This window comes from Halomonas sp. BL6, from assembly GCF_006228115.1.
GTDB lineage: Bacteria > Pseudomonadota > Gammaproteobacteria > Pseudomonadales > Halomonadaceae > Vreelandella > Vreelandella piezotolerans.
Window position 1 is genome coordinate 350436 of record NZ_VDGL01000001.1, and the last position, 18507, is coordinate 368942.

The window sequence follows — 18507 nt, forward strand, 5'->3', positions numbered from 1 at the left end:
CCGGTGATGCCCACGAATCGTATCCCACGCTAAGACGTTGATAGGCGATTGCTCACACCATCATTAAGCCCTGCTTGCGTGTTGGCGGCGCGTAGGCGGCATCCATCTGTGCCAAATCCTCCTCATCGAGCCTAACCTTATCAGCATCAGCGTTCTGTTTGAGGTGGTCCAAATTCACGGCTTTAGGAATCGCGATCACGCCGGGGTGGCGTAGTGCCCAGGCAAGCGCGACTTGTGCGGAGGTGGCGCGGTGTTTGTCGGCGATGCGTTGCAGGGTAGCGTCACGAAGTAGCGCGCCGCCTTGCCCGATGGGGCAGTAGGCCATAAGCGGCATAGTGTGCTGTGCTTGCCAGGGCAGCAGGTCGTACTCAATGCCCCGTGCTTCGGGGTTGTAGAGCACTTGGTTGGTGGCGCACGCGGGCGCGTTTAGCTCTTCTAGGTCATCAACGTCGAAGTTCGACACGCCCCAACGCAGGATCTTGCCCTGCTCGCGTAGCCGCTCAAACGCTTCCACGGTTTCGCCTAGCGGGTACTGGCCGCGCCAGTGCAGCAGGTAGAGATCGATCGTATCGGTGCCCAATCGGCGCAGGCTGCGCTCGCAGGCGGCTTGAACGCCTTGGGTGCTGGCGTTGTGGGGGTAAACCTTGCTGACGAGATACACCTCATCGCGCCGCCCGTGAATGGCTTCGCCCACGATCTCTTCAGCACCGCCCTCGGCATACATCTCGGCGGTATCGATCAGCGTCATGCCCAGGTCTATACCTTCACGAAGCGCCCTGATTTCAGCCTGCCGCTGCCCGGCATCCTCGCCCATGTGCCAGGTGCCCTGGCCGATGCGGGGGACGCTGATGCCGCCTAGCGCAATCGTCTGCATATCTCACTCTCCTAGTGTGATTTATAGTGTGATGCGGTTCTGACTGACCAAGGCCATCGTCGTTCGTGCTTCCATCGTAGTCGATCCGTATTGAAGGGGATAAACGAGAGAAGCTTGATGAACACAATTTTGAGATCATGTCAGAAGTTACTCATGCCGCCTTCATTGCCGCTTTCAATACAACCGAGGAACCCAAATGGCCGAATACACCGCTTCCATTCAGTGGGCCCGTGGGGCCGATGAAGCTTTTGTCGATCAGCGTTATAGCCGTGGGCACGAGTGGGTGTTTGATGGCGGCGTTCGCGTGCCTGCATCGTCATCACCTCATGTAGTGCCGTTGCCTTATTCGGTCGAGGCCAACGTCGATCCGGAAGAGGCGTTCGTTGCCTCCCTCTCCAGTTGCCATATGCTGTTCTTCCTCGCCATCGCCGGGCAGCAGGGTTTTGTCGTGGAAAGCTACGTGGATAACGCAGTCGGTGTGATGGAGAAGGGCCGCGATGGGAAGATCGCCATGACCCAAGTAACGCTGCGGCCAAAGGCGGTGTTTGCAGAGGGGCCGCCCTCAATGGAGGCGCTTGAGCAGATGCATCACACCGCCCACGAAAAGTGCTTTATCGCTAACTCCGTCAAGACAGCGGTAGTGACCGAGATTCAAAAGTAGCGTGAGCGGATCGCTTCGGAGGCGGTATCGAACGGTAATAATGACCAACTTGGAAGGCAACTTCGTAGAAGGAGAAGGAAATGAAAGGCGAGTGCCTGTGTGGGGAGGTGGCATTCACGATCGACGGTGAGCTACCGAACTTGTACCAATGCCACTGTTCGTTATGCCGCAAGGCCACCGGCGCGGCTGCCAATGCAGCCACCTTTGTGCAGGGTGAGCAGTTCAAGTGGCTGTCGGGGCAGGGAAGTATCCGTTCTTATCAGCGTGACAGTGGCTACCGAAGCGATTTTTGCGCGACATGCGGCAGCCCGGTACCCAACCAACTGCGCGGTAGCGACTGGGTGTGGGTGCCAGCAGGGTTATTAGAAGATGAGACCACTGCCCGGGTTGCCGTCCATCTTCATATGGCTTCGGCTGCCGCCTGGGAGCAGGAGGCAACCCACTGCCAGCGCTTTGATGCCTCCCCCGAGAGCCTGGAAGCGCTGTACAGCGCACTTCGCCAGGTGTGAGCATGAATGCAAACTCAACCGACTATCGCATACGCGCCTTTCAGGCAGAGGATATGGAGGCCGTGCTCTCTATTTGGCTGTCGGCGTCGGTTCAAGCGCATGATTTTATCGCGCCCCGCTTTTGGGAATCGAAGCAGGGGGCGATGCGAGATGTGTATCTTCCTGCTTCTGAAACCTACGTGGCTGAAGCATTGGGCCAGGTGGTGGGCTTTTACAGCCTTTATGAAAACACGCTAGCCGCCATTTTTGTGCAACCCAACCAGCAGGGCCACGGCTTGGGTAGTGCGCTGCTGGAAGATGCCAAGCGCCTCAGGGAGTGGCTGCAACTAACGGTGTATGCTCAGAATGTTTCTAGCGTCCGTTTTTATGAAGCGCGGGGTTTTGTGCCCATGGGCGAGCAGTTGGATGAGCACACGGGAGAGCCAGAGCTTCTCATGCGTTTCAGACGCACCTCGGCATAGTGCGACACGCTGAGAGTTTTTTTGAAAGCCGCAATATATCGCTGGGTATTCTCTATTAACTCATAGAGTTAAATGATAAATGGCGTCTAACCTGCTATAGATGAATCAATCATTGTTATAGGTTTGGTGTTCCATTGATTAAAAAACTCACCCCGCCGATACTGCGTCGTTTGCAGTGGTGTGCTCTTGCCCTAGTCGCTTTCATGTTAGCCGCCATGGTATGGCAGGGAATTCGCGTTCAGGAAGCACTGCTGGATGCCAATGCTGCCGTAAACCGGCATTTGGAGAGTATCGTTCTCATACAAGCGTTCAAATCAACGCTGCTGGATCTGGAGACGGGGGAGCGGGGTTATGTGATCACTGGTCAACCAGCCTACCTGCTTCCCTATCAGCAGGCGCGTGCCCGCTTAGCACATCAACAAGAGCAGTTGAGGCGTATTTCATTGCCCACTGGCGCCGATGATCTGTTATCGGAAGAGGTGTTGTCGTCCTTGGTCGAGCGGCGTATGCAGATAGCAGAATCCAATATCTCCGTGCGTGATACGGATGGCCTGGAAGCCGCCGCGCTAAGACTGTTGGCGGCTGGTGGACGTCAAACGATGGATCGGTTACGTGGGCATTTAAATGCGTTAGAGCAAAATGAACGCGAGCGTTTGAGTGCCCAAACCCTGCAGGCCACTCGTCAAGCCCGGCAATCCCGTTGGGTGTGGGGGGGCGGGGCAGCGGTGATTGCAGTGCTGCTGCTGGTCACAAGTTTGTCGGTAATCAATCAGTGGCGTCAGCGCCAGCGGGTCATGACCATGCAGAAAACCTTCATCTCCACGGTGAGCCATGAATTGCGCACGCCTTTGACGGTGATTCTAGGGGCATTGAGCATGCTGCAAAGCGGTGTCGGTGGCACGTTGAGTGCGGATGCGCAGCGCTTGGTCGTGTTATCGAACGATAACGGTAAGCGATTGAAAAGTTTGATCGATGATATTCTTGATATCGAGAAGCTCGAAAGCGGACAGCTCACGTTCCAGCGGCAACGCCTGCCGTTGCTTCCCTTGGTGGAACAAGCGGTAACGCTGAATCAGCCCTATGCAGAGAGTTTTTCAGTCTCGCTAGGATTTCAAACGATTACCACACACGATCACGCACCACACCGGCCAGCCATGCAACCGCTCGATGAGCATGACTATGTGAACATCGACCCGGAACGGTTTGCTCAAATCATGGCGAATTTGATCTCGAACGCTTGCAAGCACTCTGATCCCGGCGAACACGTTGCGGTAAGCGCAGGGGCAATCGATAGCCAGTGGCTTGAAATCCATGTGTGCGATCACGGAAACGGAATACCGTTGTCGTTTCAGCCGCGCGTGTTCGAGCGTTTTGCTCAAGCGGACGGGACAGACCGGCGACGCACCGGTGGGACGGGGCTTGGCTTGTCCATCACCAAGTCCCTAGTGGAAGAAATGGGGGGCAGCATCGGTTTTCACTCCGTACCAACGGAGGGCTGCTGTTTCTGGGTTCGCTTACCCAGGGTGGCAAAGCCAGCCTGATGGATCAGTGCAATGATGGCTCCGCTTGTTGCCGGGGCTGACCACGCCAACGCAGGGTATCTATGACCCTCTTAAGGACCAGGAAAATTAACCATGAATCATCGCCAACCACGTTGGTTGCGTGCAGCCCTATCGGCATGCGTGCTGTTCGCGTCATCTCATGCGATGGCGCAAGACGACCCCATTACCGCCGAGCTAGCGCGTATCGAACAGGCGCTGGACGCGCGTATTGGCTTTGCCGCGCACAACCTAGCCACGGGCCAGCGTTGGGAAGTGAATGCCGATGAGCGCTTTGCGATGTCCAGTACCTTCAAAACCCTGGCCTGCGGCGCGCTACTGGAGCAGGTAGATGAAGGGCAGTTAGCGCTGGAGACCGAGGTGAGTTTTGAGGAATCTGACCTAGTGACGTACTCCCCGGTGACTGAGCAGTATGCGGGCCATCAACCGATGACGCTGTTTGAGCTGTGCGATGCCACCATGACGACCAGCGATAATACCGCTGCTAACCTCGTGTTACAGGCGCTAGGTGGGCCGGAGGCGGTCACGGCCTTCGCACGTAGTATGGACGATCCTATTACTCGGTTAGACCGCTATGAAACTGAGTTGAACGAAGCCACTCCGGGGGACGAGCGCGACACCACCACGCCCAACGCTATGCTGGCCACGTTAGAAAAACTGGTGCTTGGCGATGTCCTAGCGGATGAGTCTCGGCAGCAGTTAGAAGCATGGATGAAAGGCAATGCCGTTGCGGATGGCCTCTTCCGTGCCGCCATGCCGTTTGATTGGGTGATCGCAGACCGAACTGGCGCAGGTGGTTATGGCTCCCGCTCGATTACCGCGATTATTTGGCCTCCAGAGCAACCACCCACGGTGGCGGTATTTTATATCACCGACACCGAGGCCTCGTTTGAAGAGCGCAATGCAGCCATTGCCTCGCTAGGGGAAGTGGTGCTAGCCACTTTAGCAGACGAATAACGAAACACGGGTGGCCAAACAGCCACCCGTTTTTGTAACCATTCATCTTTGAGCGACGCTACTATCGAGTGAACCTATCCGCCGTTATCGAGTGGGGAGGGGCCGTTGGTTATAAAACTCCCGTATGCTCTACCACCACCATGACGCCAATCCCCATCAGCACGACCCCGCCTATCAGTTCGGCCCAGTGGCCAACGTACTTGCCCAATGAGTGACCAAGCAGCGTTCCCATGGAGGCCATCACGGTGGTGGCAAGGCCAATGGCGAGGCTGGTGGTGATAATGTTCACATCGATGAATGCCAAGCTGGCACCTACCGCCATGGCGTCTAGGCTGGTGGCGGTAGCCGTCAGTATCAGCAGCCACAGCGTTTGCTTGCGGTGCGCTATCTTGTCTTCTTTCTTGAGACCTTCATGAATCATATGCAGGCCAATGACGGTCAGCAGCGTAAACGCGACCCAGTGATCCCAGGCTTCCACGTACTGTTGAGACGCCTTACCCGCTACCCAGCCAAGCACCGGTGTCATCGCTTCGATGATGCCAAACACCAAGCCAATGCCGATGGCGTGATGGAAGCGGGGTTTGCTCAGTTCCGCGCCTTTACTGATGGAGGCTGCGAACGCATCCGCCGACATGGAAACCGCAAGAAAAAGGAGGGCAACGGGTGTCATGGTGGGCAGACTCTTGAAGTAAAAGCGTTGTGTGAAATGCTTACTTGAGTGACAAAGGAAAGAATCGAATAGCGCGAAATCTTATCAGTTTTTTTGTTGATGACCACAAAGTTCATAAAAAATAAAGTTGATGATGGCGAACAAGTATTGCCTTGGCTAAGAATGTGTCTACTAGCTGATTTTGTTGCCTTTTTTGATACTTTGGGCCCGTGGGTAAGATGTAAGAAATGGCTGCTTTAAAGGCATCAGGTAATTTCTTTTTTAAACACACCATGTAATGATGAATGCGTTTAGCGGTGTTGGTAAAGCCACTTAATATCCACGCCAAAAGAGTAAATCAACGTCACCAACGCGCTGAACGCCAGCAGTCCCGCTAACAGCGGTGAGGTCAGCGGCGTTAGCGCCAGCAGCATCGCCACGACCTGCCAGACGCACACGGCTTTGCGGCGGTAGCTGTCATTGAGCGGCGCCTCCAGCCAAGGGAAGGGAAGGCTAGCGGCCACGAATAAATAACGCATGCCGCCAATCAGCAGCACCCACAGCCCCAGCCCCTCTTCCATGATCAAGCCAACACACAGCAGCATGATCAGCAGGGCATCCAGTTCCATATCGAAGCGTGCCCCAAAAGATGAGTGGCAGCGAGTGCGGCGGGCGATCCAGCCATCCACGCCGTCCAGTAATAGTGCGATGACCGAGACGCCCAGCCATAGCCAAATGGCGTCGATAAAGGCGTCATTCACCAGCGCGCCCGCCACCAGAGCGACCAGCACCGCGCGCCCCAGTGTCACCCGGTTGGCCCAACCCAGCGGGCCATGAGGCCAAAACACCAAGACCAAGCCGCTGATCAGGCCATAAAAGGCGATGGCCACCCACCAGTTGGCTGCGCCGGGCATGAGGGGCGCGAGCAGCGTCCCAAGACCTGCCAATAGTAGCGCGCCTACCAGCAGTTCGATGCTACTGCACAGTCGCTTGGGCAGGGGAAATGGGGAGGAGTTAGACACAGGCGGCATGGTGGCTCACGTAGCGGTATCGTCGACCGCAGTTGAAATTAATGATTCAATAATTTATCTATGTACCATTATTGTATAGGGTGTATGGTAGTCAGCATCCCCAAAAGTTCCCTCATTAAACAATGTTGAAGGTTGGCAAGCGTTAATAGACCGATTGCTTTTCTACGCTAAGCTATAGGTGAGCCATTGAAAAGTCGCCATATCTTAGTCACGTTAAGATCAACGGATGGAAACAGCGCTTCAACGATAAGGAAATGTCATGTCGGCGCCTAAGACGGCCATGGCTTTTTGGGTAACACACCCAGGGCAGGGCCAACTGCAGCAGGAACCGCTGCCCACGTTAGGTGAAGCAGAGGTGCACGTTCGTGCCCTGTACAGCGGCGTTAGCCGTGGCACGGAATCACTGGTGTTTCACGCACGCGTGCCGGACAGCGAAACCCAGCGCATGCGCGCTCCTTTTCAAGCTGGAGAGTTTCCCACTCCGGTGAAATACGGTTATTGCAGCGTCGGCCGGGTCACCCATGGGCCTGACGCGCTTGTCGATAAAACCGTGTTTTGCCTACATCCCCACCAGGATCATTATGTGGTGCCTGCCGATATGGCAGTGCCCGTGCCCGATAACGTGCCCGCGCAGCGCGCGGTGCTCACTGCCAACATGGAAACCGCGCTCAACGGCGTATGGGATGCCAACCCCATGCTGGGCGAGCGTGTTTGTGTGGTGGGGGCGGGTGTCGTGGGCGCGCTGGTGGCGTATTTGTGCGCGCGCATGGCGGGGGTCGAGGTCACGCTGGTCGATATCAATCCCGAGCGTGAAACCTTGGCCCAAGCCCTCGATGTACCGTTTGCCCTGCCTGAGCAAGCCCCGAACGATCAAGACTGTGTGATTCATGCCAGCGGTCATCCCGACGGCCTGCGTTTGGCCATGTCGCTCGTCGGCAATGAAGGCCGTGTCATCGAGATGAGCTGGTTTGGTCAAGGAGAGGTGTCGCTGCCCCTTGGCGGGGCGTTCCACTCCCAGCGATTGACACTGCGTGCCAGCCAAGTGGGTCAATTGCCAGCCAAACTCCAGCCGCGCTGGAACTATCGCCGTCGCTTGAACGTGGCGCTTCGCCTGCTGGCCGACCCTGCCCTTGAGGCGTTGATCAGCAGTGAGTGCGATTTTGCCGATTTCCCCGAACGAGCCCCGGCGCTGTTTAGTCCACAGAGCACGGCGCTCTGTCACCGAATTCGCTACCCCTAATCTTTCAACCGTTATTTGCTTACGGGAGTTGCCATGTACCGTTTATGCGTTCGCGATCACTTCATGATTGCCCACAGTTTCAAAGGCGAGATCTTTGGCCCGGCCCAGCGCACCCACGGCGCTACTTACGTGGTCGACGTCGTGTTTCAGCGCCCAGAGCTGGATCAGGATGGCTTGGTGATCGACATCGGTCTAGCCAGCGAAACCGTCAAAGAAGTGTTGGCGGGCTACAACTATCGCAACCTCGATGAGGTCAGTGAGTTGTCCGGCCAGAACACCACCACGGAGTTCATGGCGAAAGTGATCTTCGACCAGCTCGCCGCGGCCATCAAGGCGGGCCGTATGGGAGAAACGGCCAAAGGCCTGACCCAAATGGAAATCAAACTGCATGAATCCCATGTGGCCTGGGCCAGCTACGAAGGAGCGCTATGAACCAGCGATTGACGTTACTGGTGGCGGGGGATCCCAACCAGCGCACCGGCGGTTATATCTACGATGCACACATCGTTGACGCGCTGCGCGAGCAGGGGCTGTCGGTGGATGTGGTCGGTCTGGAGGGGCGTTTTCCTCAAGCCGATGACACGGCCAAACGTGCGCTTGCCAGCGCGTTGGATACGTTGGCCGATGGCGAGCGAGTCATCATCGACGGCCTAGCCATGGGCGCACTGCCTGGCGTGGTGGCGCGCCATACGGATCGGTTGGATATCACGTCGCTTTTGCATCATCCGCTGGGAGATGAGCAGGGGCTCTCCAGTGAAGAGCAGCAGCAACTTCACCGCAGCGAACTCACCGGGCTTGCCGAAGTCGCCCGGATCATCGTCACCAGCCGCTTTACTGCCCGCCGTTTGAGCGAACTCGCGAGCGATTACTCCCTGCCGATTACCGCGCCGATTACTGTCGTGGAGCCGGGAGTTGCCCAAGCGCCGGTCAGCCCCGCACCTGCGGCGGGTGACACCATCCGCCTTTTGTGTGTGGCCACCCTGACGCCGCGCAAGGGGCAGGATGTATTGGTCAAGGCGCTGGCGCGAGTGGCTAGCGAACAGTGGCAGTGTGACTGCTACGGCGGTGTCCGCGATACGGCATTTAGCGCCAGCGTGCAGCAGCTCATCGATGAGCATCGCCTTGCCGAACGCATCACCCTACACGGTGAGTGTGACGCCGACACCCTCGAGGCGGCTTACCAACACGCCCATGCGCTGGTGCTGCCTTCTTGGTACGAAGGTTACGGCATGGTGGTCACCGAGGCGTTGGCCCATGGCCTGCCGGTGATTACCACGACCGGTGGTGCCCTGCGCGATACCTTGCCAGAAGGCGCGGGTATTAGCGTGGCGCCGGGTGATGCCGATGCGCTCGGTGCCGCCATCGATAATTTCTGTTCCAACGAAGCGCTGCGAACCGAGCTGCGAGCGGGCGTTGCGCTGGCGCGGGGAGAGCTCAACGATTGGCAGGCGGCGGGCGTTGAGTTTGCCAGGGCATTGAAGGACGAAGGAACGGCTGAACTCACGGCGGGCAGTCAGTTTGCCGCTAGCTGGCTGACGCTGCGCGAAGCGGTCGATGGTCACGCCCGAAGCGAGGCGTTGGTCAGTCGGCTCGATGCGTGGCTCGCGTCTTGCGAAGCGCCTGTGACGCTGGCGGACTTAGGCTGTGGGCGGGGCAGCAATGTACAGTTTCTTGCGCCTCGGTTGAGCGGTGCGCAGCGCTGGGCGCTGTTCGACCATGACGATGCCCTATTGCGTGAGGCGCGTCGCCGGGCCATGCCGTTGCACGATGCCACAGGCCAACCGCTACAAGTGGAAACACACTGCACTTCACTCGCGACTCTCGAGCATCCCGCCTTGCAAGCGGCGGATGTCGTCAGTGCGTCAGCGCTCATCGATTTGGTGTCTCAGCCATGGATCGACATGCTGGCCCAGCAGTGTGCTGCGCATCGGCAGGCGCTGCTGGTGAGCTTGAGCGTGACCGGCGAATGGTGCTTTACGGATAGGGATCAGCAGCCCATCGACGACCCGGAAGATCGCTTTGTATTGGGGCTATTCAACGCGCATCAACAGCGGGATAAAGGGCTAGGTGAGGCGCTGGGCGGCGAGGCCCACAGGGCGCTCTACCACGCCCTGGCGGCGCAGGGTTATGACGTAGAGGAAGCCTCCACGCCCTGGCGGCTTGCCGCGGGTAGCCACGCGTCTCAGCCGCTCGTCAGTTCGCTGATCAACGGCTGGGCGGAAGCCGCCACCGAGCAGGCCCCCGACGCCGCCATGCGGATTGCCGAGTGGCGTACCGCACGCCTGGATGCCGTGGAGCGCGGCCAAATAGGGGTATGGGTGGGCCACCGTGACCTGTTGGCGCTGCCCGCGGTGAAGGGTTAGCCATGAGCGGGCACTGGTTACGTCGGCCATGGGTGCAGCGCGGCATCGTCAGCGCGGCGCTATTGGCGGCGGTGGCCCTGTGGGTAGAGCCTGCCGCCATTCTGGCCGAGGTGAAACGCTTCGCGCCCGAATGGGTGCTGGCGGCGTTAGCCATCAGTGTGCTGCAGGTGATGCTCAGCGCTTGGCGTTGGCAGTTCACTGCTGGTCGGGTAGATGTGCCGCTGCGATTTCGTTATGCCCTGCGCGAGTATTACTTGGCGCTGTTGGTCAATCAACTGCTTCCGGGGGGCGTATTGGGCGATGCGGGACGCGCCCATCGTCATGCTCGACAAGCTGCATCCAAGGGAAGCGCCTGGCGAGCGGTAGTCATCGAGCGGGCCTCGGGGCAAATGGCCGTGGTGGTGCTGACCCTGGTGGCACTGACGGCCTCGCCGCTGTGGCACGCCGCGCTGGGTGGCCCGCTGCTGTTCGGGCTGGTCGTCGGTGTGGCGGCACTGCTCTTGGCTGCGATCGCTCTGGGCGTTTGGTGTCGCAGCCCGAAAGGGCCTGCACTGCCTCAGTGGTGCATCGCGCTGGGACGGGATGTGCGCCGTGGACTGCTGGCGCGTCGGGCATGGCCGCTGCAGTTGGCCTCTTCGCTGGCCATCGTGCTCAGCTATGGCGGGGTGATGGTGTGCGCCGCCCGAGCCATGGGTAGCGAGATGCCCGTGTTCGACCTATTGGCGCTGACCCCCGTATTGCTGCTGGCCATGTTAGTCCCCTTATCGATTGCGGGCTGGGGCCTGCGGGAAGGCGCGGCTGCCGCTATTTGGGTCTTGGTGGGGTTGCCAGCCGCGCAAGGGGTTGCGATCTCGTTGGCCTACGGTGTCCTGGTGCTGCTCTCTAGTCTGCCGGGCATATGGGTGGCGTTGGCTAAACGTGGTCGCGCCACCCCTTCTACAGGTTCTACATCGACAGATTCCACGCCCTTTGGCCCGACCGCTGCAGGTGGGCTAGACGTCGCGCAGCATCACGTCGAACAGCGTGTCGTCGCCACACCGGAACGAGCGCATCGTGGGGCGCAGCGCGCTCTCCAGCGTCTCGATGGGCGTCATTTGCAGGCCGGGCCTGCCGGAGCCGATCAGCAGCGGGGCTACCATCAGATGCAGTCGATCAACGCAGTATGCCTCGATGAATTGGGAAATGGTGACACCGCCGCCTTCTACCAGCACACGTGTGAGCCCGCGTTCTGCCAGCAGCGTGATGACCTTCGCTGGGTCGAACTGGCCGTGGGCATTCAAGGCCAGCACGCAGTGCTCCGCGTGGCTGGGCGCAGTCGTCACGTCTGGCCCAGTAATGTGCAAGGTCTTGACCTCGCTGCTGCGAAACAGCGCAAGATGACCGGGCACGCGACCACGAGGGTCGAGGACGACTCGCGTCGGGTGGCGGCCAGTGACATGGCGAACGGTGAGCTGGGGGTTGTCGGCCGCTGCAGTACCTGCACCGACCACGACCGCATCGGCCAGCGCGCGCAGCCGATGCAAATGCACGATGCTTTCATGGCCGTTGATGTAATGGGAGTGGCCGCTTTCCGTGGCAATTCGCCCATCCAAACTCTGCCCCAGCTGGGCGACGACCCAGCGGGGTTGCAACGCCAGCGGCGTCAGGCAGTCCAAGGCTGTCTGGGCTTGGGGCGTGACGGCGTGCGGCGACTGCCACGCGCCGTCGCGGGTGACCGAAAGATCCGCCGTGGTAGAGGTGCCGTCGCTTTGGGCGAGCAGCCACTGCCAAGCGGTATCGAGATCGATCGAATGGGATGTACTACTGGAGTCGGGCATGACGCCTCCACACTGAAAATAACCTCAGATCATGCGGGGCCATGTTGCCCAACGCAAGCAACCTTTGCCCATACCATTAGGCAACCTGGAGGCCTACATGTATCAAATTGAACGCGCCATTTTCGATATTCGTCGCGGTTTACCGGTCGTGATCAGCAGCGGTGAGCAGCGCCTTCTGGTCCAAGCGCTAGAGGGTAGCCGTTCGGTGGATACCCTGGCCCAGCTGGCGGGTGCGCGCCCTGCGCTGGTGCTCACGCGGCATCGTTTGGAGGCCATGGGCATGTCGCTGAGTGCAGAGGCCGCCTGCCTGCCGTTGGCAGAACACATTGGCGAGCGCGAGCTGCATCAACTGGCCGTGGCTGACGCTGGCAAAAAGCCCAGTGCGCTGTTGAGCGGCTTGAAACCCGCTGGCGTCGCCGAGCGCGGGGCAGTGGCCCTCATGCGCCGAGCACTGCTGATCCCTGCCGCGTTAACCGCTCTGGTGAGTGAGGATGCTCGCCACGACATTGACAAACATATTGCCCAAGGGCGGCTACTGGAGGTCAACGCCGACGATGCGCATAAGTGTTTGGCGGGTGCGCCGGGTATGCTAAAGCGGGTGAGCGAAGCCAATATTCCGTTGGAAGATGCCCCCAATAGTCGCTTCGTGCTGTTCCGTGAACCGGATGGTTTGCGTGAGCATGTGGCCGTGGTCATCGGCCAGCTCGATGATGTGCAGGGTCCGGTACCGCTGCGTATGCATTCGGCGTGTTTGACCGGTGATTTGTTTGGCAGTCTGCGCTGCGACTGCGGTGAGCAGTTGCGCAACGCCGTGGCGGATATTCAGGCCATGGGGGGCGGTGTGCTGCTCTACTTGGCCCAAGAGGGGCGCGGGATCGGCTTGGCGAACAAGCTGCGCGCCTACACGCTGCAAGATAGCGGACTGGACACCGTCGATGCCGATCAAGTGCTGGGCTTTGGCGACGACGAGCGCCAGTACGCCGTGGCGGTAGATATGCTGAACGCGTTGAGTATCGATCAAGTGCAGCTACTCACCAACAATCCGCTGAAAATGTCAGCCCTGAAAGAGGGCGGTATCGAAGTGGTGTCCCGCCAAGCGCTATATGGCAGCGTAACGGATCACAACCACCGCTACCTAAGTGCCAAAGCCAGCCGAGCGGGTCACTTTTTGGATGAGGTGCTGGAGAGTCGCAGCCGTTAACGCTTGCCCGCCGCTGGCGCTCCCAGTGGCGGTAGTCGAGCGGTTTCCACAATGACCTGAGCAAGCTGGTAGGCATAGTGGTGGACGAGCCGTTCACCCAGTGCGGCGTTAGCGTGGCTGGCATCTCCAGCCACGCCATGTTCACTCAAATCTTCCCCTAACCAAGCAAAGGCAGCGCTACCCTCGGGGCTGACCAGCGCGCCTTCCGCAGGCATGGCTGGAGCAGCAGGCGTATAGTCATCGAGAGTGACGAGTTGCGGTGCTAAGTGCTGCATCATCGCCGTCTCCAGCAGCCCGCCATGCAGTCCATAACGTAGCTCATCGGCATTCATGGCGCCCTCTAAAGGCGGCAATCGTGTATAGGTCGCTTTGACTACGCGCATGTGACAGCGCCGCCGAAGCGTGAGCGCGGCAAGATCCATCACCGCTTTATTCCCGCCGTGACTATTGATCAGCACGAGCTTACGAATGCCTGTACGGGCAATGCTCTCGCCGTACGCTTCCAGCGTGGCAATAGCCAGCGGTGCGGGCAGGCTCAATGTGCCTGCGAAGCTTGCATGCTCGTCGCTGGCCCCTATCGCGATGGCGGGTAGACACAGCACCTCGACATCCTTCGCCAGACGCTCGAGTTGTACCAGCATGTCGGCCTGCAGCCCTTCACCAATGATGAGGTCGGTGCCCAAGGGTAGGTGGGTGCCGTGCTGCTCGATGGCACCTAAGGTAATGACCGCGACCGGGTCGTGCTGGGCAAGGGCATTCAGTTGAGGGGCGGTCAAGTGTTGCCAATGATAAACCATAGCGTCTCGTTAGCGTTTGTGTCGTTGGGGAGAAGCGCTGGGGCGCAGTGTGTTAGGAGGTGAGCAGCGGGTGATCGCTACGACAGGCGTAGATGTCGCCTGAGGCGAGCTGCTCAGCGCCTTCGGCTAACCAAGAGGCCATCTCCTCCGGAGTTAACCAAGTAGCAAAGCGGAACTGACGTTGCTCGCCAGCGATGGCATTGAAACGGTAGTCGCCTAGCCGGTTGACCTCTGCCAGGCAGGCGTGAGTGACATCCAGCATGCCTGCCACGAACTCCAGCGATAAAGCGGCTACCGGGCAGGAAAGACCTTGCAACACCTCCGCCTCGAACCCCTCTACGTCGATTTTGATAAAGCGGGGTTCGCCGAAACGTTCGATCAAGGCATCCAAGGTGGTCATCTCGACCTGTAGCGTCTCTTCCCAGCGCACCCGTTGAAAGCCAGCGTTGCGCTCGCCCACGTGGCGGCGCCATTCGGTGGCAAGCGTCGAAAGAGTAGGGTTACCGACGCTAATGGCAATCTCCGCATGACCTGGAGTGGGGCCAACCGCCAGCGGCAGCAGTGTAATGTGTGGGCTTTTTAGCAGCCGTTGAAACCATTTGGCCAGCGCTGGCTGGGGCTCCAAGGCGATGACCTGGGCGCCCAGCGCTTGAAACGCGGCGCTGCGGTCGCCTAGGTGGGCGCCAATATCGAAAGCGATATCGCCGGGCGCTAGAAAGGGCTGGTAGAGCCGCTTCAAACTGCGTTGCCGCCCAGGCCGCCAATAGATGAACAGGGAACGGGCCAAGCCGCTGGCGCTGCGAAGTTGCTGAAGCGTAGAGGGCATTTAATGGGGTTCCTTCGCGCGTGAAACGGTCGACGTTTGTGACGACTTTCCGGGTCTTAAGAGTTGGCAAGGCATGTCGCCATACAGCTCACTGGGGGGGATATTCAGCGTGAGGTCGCCGTCCATGTTCAGCGCTGCAGGGCTGCGTGCCGTCAGATCGGCAAAATCTTTGAGGAGCGCCGGTTTCAGGCTAATGCTAGGCGTATGCAGCAACCCTAGCCGATGGCTCACCACGCCCCCCCAGGTACCGCTACTGGAGTACTTTACCAACGGTGCGGCGGCCACGAGCCCGAGCCAAGCAGGGGTCAACCAGCCGAACGCCGAGGGTGAAAACAGCACCATCACGCCCGCCCACAGCGCACCGCATAGCGTCATCCATCCGGTATGCCGCCAGGTTTCACGCCAGCTCAACGAGCGCTCGCCGCGATGTTGGGTTTGCCAGTCAATGGCACGACCAATCAACACATTGATGATGAATAGGCTGTGCCACGCCATCATCAGCGGCGCAATGAGCGCGGCAAATACGATTTCGAGCAGCGTGCTGACCACCAATTTGAAGCGCCCGCCAAAGGCGTGGGGGCACTGGCAGAAGGACAGCAGTAGGCCGAGTAGTTTGGGGGCCATCAGCATGCCGAGCGTGGTGCTCAATAGCCACAGCGAGAGCGCCTTGGGCAAGACCGGCTCGGTCGCCCCATCGATGGCGTGGTAGCCCACCATCAGGCTGGTACACACCAGCAGCCCCAGCCAGACCAGCGACGACAAGTAAGCAAACGCGCCAAAAAAGAAATGCAGGCGACTGATGACGTGAAAGCCCGCGCCCGTCAACAGGCGCAGGTGCTGAAGATTGCCCTGGAGCCAGCGGCGGTCGCGCTTGGCGAAGTCGAGTAGGTTGCTGGGCATGGCTTCGAAACTGTTGCGCGAGGCGCTGGCGTGGGGGTCGCGCCGGGACAGCGCTGCCGTTGCCGACGTATCCAGTAGCACCTGCCAGCCGCCACGTCTCAACAGAGCCGCTTCCACAAAATCGTGGCTCAACAGCTCGCCCCCTAGCGGCGGTTTGCCGGAGAGCGTTGGCAACCCTGCGTGGGCCATGAAGGCGCGGGTGCGAATGATCGCATTGTGCCCCCAATAGTTGGCGGCGTCGCCCTGCCAAAAGCTTTGGCCCGCTGCCAGCATCGGGCTGTACAGCGCCGAGGCGAGCTGGGTAAAACGGCCAAACAGCGTGCGCTGGCCAACGGGAATGGGCACGGTTTGAATCAGGCCCACGGTGGGGTAGCGCTGCATTTGGTGCACCATGTGCAGCAGCGTATCGCCGCTCATCAGGCTGTCGGCATCCAGGACGATCATGTAGTCGTAGCGGCGGCCCCAGCGACGACAGAAGTCGGCAATATTGCCTGCTTTGCGCTCGTGGTTATTGGTACGACGGCGGTAGTGCACTGCCATCTGGCCAGCCATACGTTGCTGAAGTGCAGCCACGTGGGCGGCTTCTTCGTCGGCTTGGGTCGGGTCTTGGGTATCGCTGAGGATGAACACTTCGAAGTGCTGACCGATGACGCGGGCGGTGTCCTCGCCCTGTGTGCTTGGCTGTTGAAGCAGTGAGCGGCAAGTAGCCTCCAATCCGGCAATGGTGGGAATGGGCGGCTCGGCGTAAATCGGCATGACCAGCGCCGTCCGGCTGACCAAGCGACTGGCGGTCGGTCGCTCTGCCGTCAAGGGTTTGAGGCTAAGCGGGTCGAGACGCAGCGCACAGATCACAAAACCGCAAATGGCCCCCCAAAAAGCCAGCGCAATCCAGCTGAAGGTGAGGCCAAATAGCGTCAGCATGGCGATTTGCCAGCCCAGCGCGAGGTTGGTCACTACTTGCACCATGGCGGCGCAGCCCAGCAGGCTGGTACCAATGACCAGCGTGGCTAGCAGTGCGCGCCGAGCGTTGAGCCACGGTATGGACGGCATTAACGAAGGTGGATTACGCATTGGGATACCACACGTAGTTCCAGGTTTCGGTGACGGGCTCACCGTCTCGCATCAAACGCAAGCGTATATCGCTCGGCTGGGGGCTGGGTGGAAGCCTGAACGTGGCGCGTCGGCCGTGATTGGGGAGTACTTTGATTTGGGGCAGTAGCGCTTCGCCATCGCGCACGCTGATATCCAGTGAGAGCTCTGCATCGGCCGCTAACGTCTCTAACGCGCCGCCGCTAAAATCGACCACGAACTGGCGCTGCTCGGCGGAGGGGGAGTCCGCTTCACCCGGTACGGCGGCGCTGCCATGCCGAGTGCGTATCACTTTTCCCAGTGCGTGGGCGTCGGGCTGCTCGTTCAAAGTGTAAGTGCGGTAGTGCAGGCGCCGAGAGTCACCGGCGTCGAGCGCATCTTCGGCGACCCAGTAAGCCACGATGTTGTCGTGGGTTTCGTCAGGGGTGGGTATTTCCACCAGCTCCACGTGACCTTTTCCCCATGCCTCCAGCGGCTCGACCCACTGGCTAGGGCGGCGATGGTAGTTGGCTTCCAGGTCCAAGTAGCGGTCGAAGCGACGTTCGCGCTGCATCAGGCCAAAGCCTTGTGGTGCGTCATCGACGAAGCTCGACACACGGACCTCACTGGGGTTGCTCAGCGGCCGCCAGATCCACTCGCCGCTACCGGTGTGCATTAAAAGACCATCGGAGTCATGCACTTGAGGGCGAAAGTCATCTGGCCGCTGGGCGCTCGCTTCTCCAAAGGTGAACATACTGGTCAGTGGGGCGATGCCGACTTTTTCGATATCTTCCCGGGCAAAGATCTCGGCTTCTATGTCGGCTTCTGTGTGCTCCCCAGGGGTGAGCGTGAATCGGTAGGCACCGCTGAGCGACGGGCTATCCATCAGCGCCATGAGCGTGATGCTCTCGGCGTCGCTGTCTGGCGTGACTAGCCAAAACTCACGAAAGGCAGGGAATTCTTCGCCCTGGGACGAGGCGGTGTTGATCGCCAACCCTCGTGTGGATAACCCGTAGGCTTGATGCTGGCCCACCAGACGAAAGTAGCTGGCGCCGAGAAAGACGGCGAATTCATCCGCGTAGTCGGGATTATTGAGCGGATAGTGGAGACGAAAACCGGCGTGTCCGCTGCCGCTCAGGTCGTGCTCCAGCAGGTCGCTGGCGTCGCCATCGTAGCGAAAATCGTCGGTGGTGAAGTCGAGCGGGACGACCTCACCGTTTTCGACCAGATTGAGTGCCACCGGCGTTTGAAATAGAAACCCGCTGTGGAAGAGCTGTAGGCTAAAGGGGCTTTCCTCGCGCCAGTAGGCGCGCTCTGGGTTGAAGCGAATTTGTCGATAGCCATCGTAGTCAAGTGATCGTAGCGCTTCGGGCAACTGGGCGTCGGGAGCTGTATAGGGGGCAGCAGCTAATTGTTTGGCGCGTTCTATGACTTGTTGAAACACGGGATCTTCGCTGGCGGCAGCGGGAAGGGCAAGCATCCAACTCAGTGAGACGATCCATATTGCAGCCGTTCGACAATCCATGGGCGAGTTCCTTTCGTGACCTGATAGAGTGGACAACACGTCATTGTGTGAAATGTTTAAACAAAACCT

Annotated in this window: 17 protein-coding genes and 1 pseudogene; 10 read left to right on the forward strand and 8 right to left on the reverse strand. The window is 59.4% G+C overall.

Annotated elements, in window-relative coordinates:
* Positions 1-52: 52 nt before the first annotated feature.
* Positions 53-874, reverse strand: a complete 822-nt coding sequence (locus FHJ80_RS01580; RefSeq protein ID WP_139525306.1) for an aldo/keto reductase — start codon at positions 872-874, stop codon at positions 53-55.
* A gap of 196 nt (positions 875-1070) precedes the next feature.
* On the opposite strand from FHJ80_RS01580, the gene FHJ80_RS01585 reads away from it, so the two are divergent.
* The 5 genes from FHJ80_RS01585 (at position 1071) to bla (ending at position 5021) form a co-directional block, all read left to right on the forward strand.
* Positions 1071-1535, forward strand: coding sequence for an OsmC family protein (locus FHJ80_RS01585; RefSeq protein ID WP_139525307.1), 465 nt, complete (start codon positions 1071-1073; stop codon positions 1533-1535).
* A gap of 80 nt (positions 1536-1615) precedes the next feature.
* Entirely contained in the window at positions 1616-2044 is a 429-nt protein-coding gene (locus FHJ80_RS01590) for a GFA family protein (RefSeq protein WP_139525308.1), read from the forward strand.
* Positions 2045-2046: 2 nt separating this feature from the next.
* On the forward strand, positions 2047-2505 hold the full coding sequence (locus tag FHJ80_RS01595; RefSeq protein WP_139525309.1) for a GNAT family N-acetyltransferase: 459 nt from the start codon (positions 2047-2049) through the stop codon (positions 2503-2505).
* Between the two features lie 134 nt (positions 2506-2639).
* Positions 2640-4046: a cell wall metabolism sensor histidine kinase WalK gene (locus FHJ80_RS01600; protein ID WP_139525310.1), complete on the forward strand. Its 1407-nt coding sequence runs from the start codon at positions 2640-2642 to the stop codon at positions 4044-4046.
* Positions 4047-4139: 93 nt separating this feature from the next.
* Positions 4140-5021: a class A beta-lactamase gene (gene bla, locus FHJ80_RS01605; protein WP_139525311.1), complete on the forward strand. Its 882-nt coding sequence runs from the start codon at positions 4140-4142 to the stop codon at positions 5019-5021.
* A 109-nt stretch (positions 5022-5130) separates the two neighbouring features.
* Here bla and FHJ80_RS01610 read toward each other — a convergent pair whose 3' ends face one another.
* Entirely contained in the window at positions 5131-5691 is a 561-nt protein-coding gene (locus FHJ80_RS01610) for a manganese efflux pump MntP family protein (protein ID WP_139525312.1), read from the reverse strand.
* A gap of 290 nt (positions 5692-5981) precedes the next feature.
* On the reverse strand, positions 5982-6701 hold the full coding sequence (locus FHJ80_RS01615) for a CDP-alcohol phosphatidyltransferase family protein (protein ID WP_139525313.1): 720 nt from the start codon (positions 6699-6701) through the stop codon (positions 5982-5984).
* Between the two features lie 259 nt (positions 6702-6960).
* On the opposite strand from FHJ80_RS01615, the gene FHJ80_RS01620 reads away from it, so the two are divergent.
* The 4 genes and pseudogenes from FHJ80_RS01620 to FHJ80_RS17410 all read left to right on the forward strand — a co-directional run.
* On the forward strand, positions 6961-7941 hold the full coding sequence (locus FHJ80_RS01620) for a zinc-binding alcohol dehydrogenase (protein ID WP_139525314.1): 981 nt from the start codon (positions 6961-6963) through the stop codon (positions 7939-7941).
* A gap of 33 nt (positions 7942-7974) precedes the next feature.
* Positions 7975-8373 carry a 6-carboxytetrahydropterin synthase gene (locus FHJ80_RS01625; protein ID WP_139525315.1) on the forward strand — a complete coding sequence of 133 codons (399 nt, stop codon included), beginning with the start codon at positions 7975-7977 and terminating at the stop codon, positions 8371-8373.
* Positions 8370-10304 (forward strand): glycosyltransferase, encoded by a 1935-nt coding sequence (locus tag FHJ80_RS01630; RefSeq protein WP_139525316.1) that lies wholly within the window; start codon positions 8370-8372, stop codon positions 10302-10304. The genes FHJ80_RS01625 and FHJ80_RS01630 overlap by 4 nt, the downstream gene beginning before the upstream one ends.
* 2 nt (positions 10305-10306) lie before the next feature.
* A pseudogene (locus FHJ80_RS17410) lies at positions 10307-11173 on the forward strand (YbhN family protein); the annotation flags it as partial.
* A 123-nt stretch (positions 11174-11296) separates the two neighbouring features.
* On the opposite strand, the gene FHJ80_RS17415 reads toward FHJ80_RS17410, so the two are convergent.
* Complete coding sequence (locus FHJ80_RS17415; protein WP_139525665.1) at positions 11297-12121, reverse strand: RibD family protein; 825 nt, start codon at positions 12119-12121, stop codon at positions 11297-11299.
* Positions 12122-12218: 97 nt separating this feature from the next.
* Here FHJ80_RS17415 and ribA point away from each other — a divergent pair, with 97 nt between their 5' ends.
* Positions 12219-13322, forward strand: a complete 1104-nt coding sequence (gene ribA, locus FHJ80_RS01645) for a GTP cyclohydrolase II RibA (protein ID WP_139525317.1) — start codon at positions 12219-12221, stop codon at positions 13320-13322.
* On the opposite strand, the gene FHJ80_RS01650 is transcribed toward ribA, so the two are convergent.
* Genes FHJ80_RS01650 through FHJ80_RS01665 form a run of 4 tightly spaced genes read right to left on the reverse strand, consistent with a single transcriptional unit; the run spans position 13319 to position 18438 of the window.
* Positions 13319-14119 (reverse strand): creatininase family protein, encoded by an 801-nt coding sequence (locus tag FHJ80_RS01650; protein WP_139525318.1) that lies wholly within the window; start codon positions 14117-14119, stop codon positions 13319-13321. The genes ribA and FHJ80_RS01650 overlap by 4 nt on opposite strands.
* A 52-nt stretch (positions 14120-14171) precedes the next feature.
* A complete protein-coding gene (locus FHJ80_RS01655; RefSeq protein WP_139525319.1) occupies positions 14172-14945 on the reverse strand; it encodes an FkbM family methyltransferase in 774 nt (257 codons plus the stop codon).
* On the reverse strand, positions 14946-16916 hold the full coding sequence (mdoH, locus tag FHJ80_RS01660) for a glucans biosynthesis glucosyltransferase MdoH (RefSeq protein ID WP_139525320.1): 1971 nt from the start codon (positions 16914-16916) through the stop codon (positions 14946-14948).
* A complete protein-coding gene (locus FHJ80_RS01665) occupies positions 16909-18438 on the reverse strand; it encodes a glucan biosynthesis protein (protein ID WP_139525321.1) in 1530 nt (509 codons plus the stop codon). Before FHJ80_RS01665 ends, mdoH begins: the two co-directional genes overlap by 8 nt.
* Between the last annotated feature and the right edge of the window lie 69 nt (positions 18439-18507).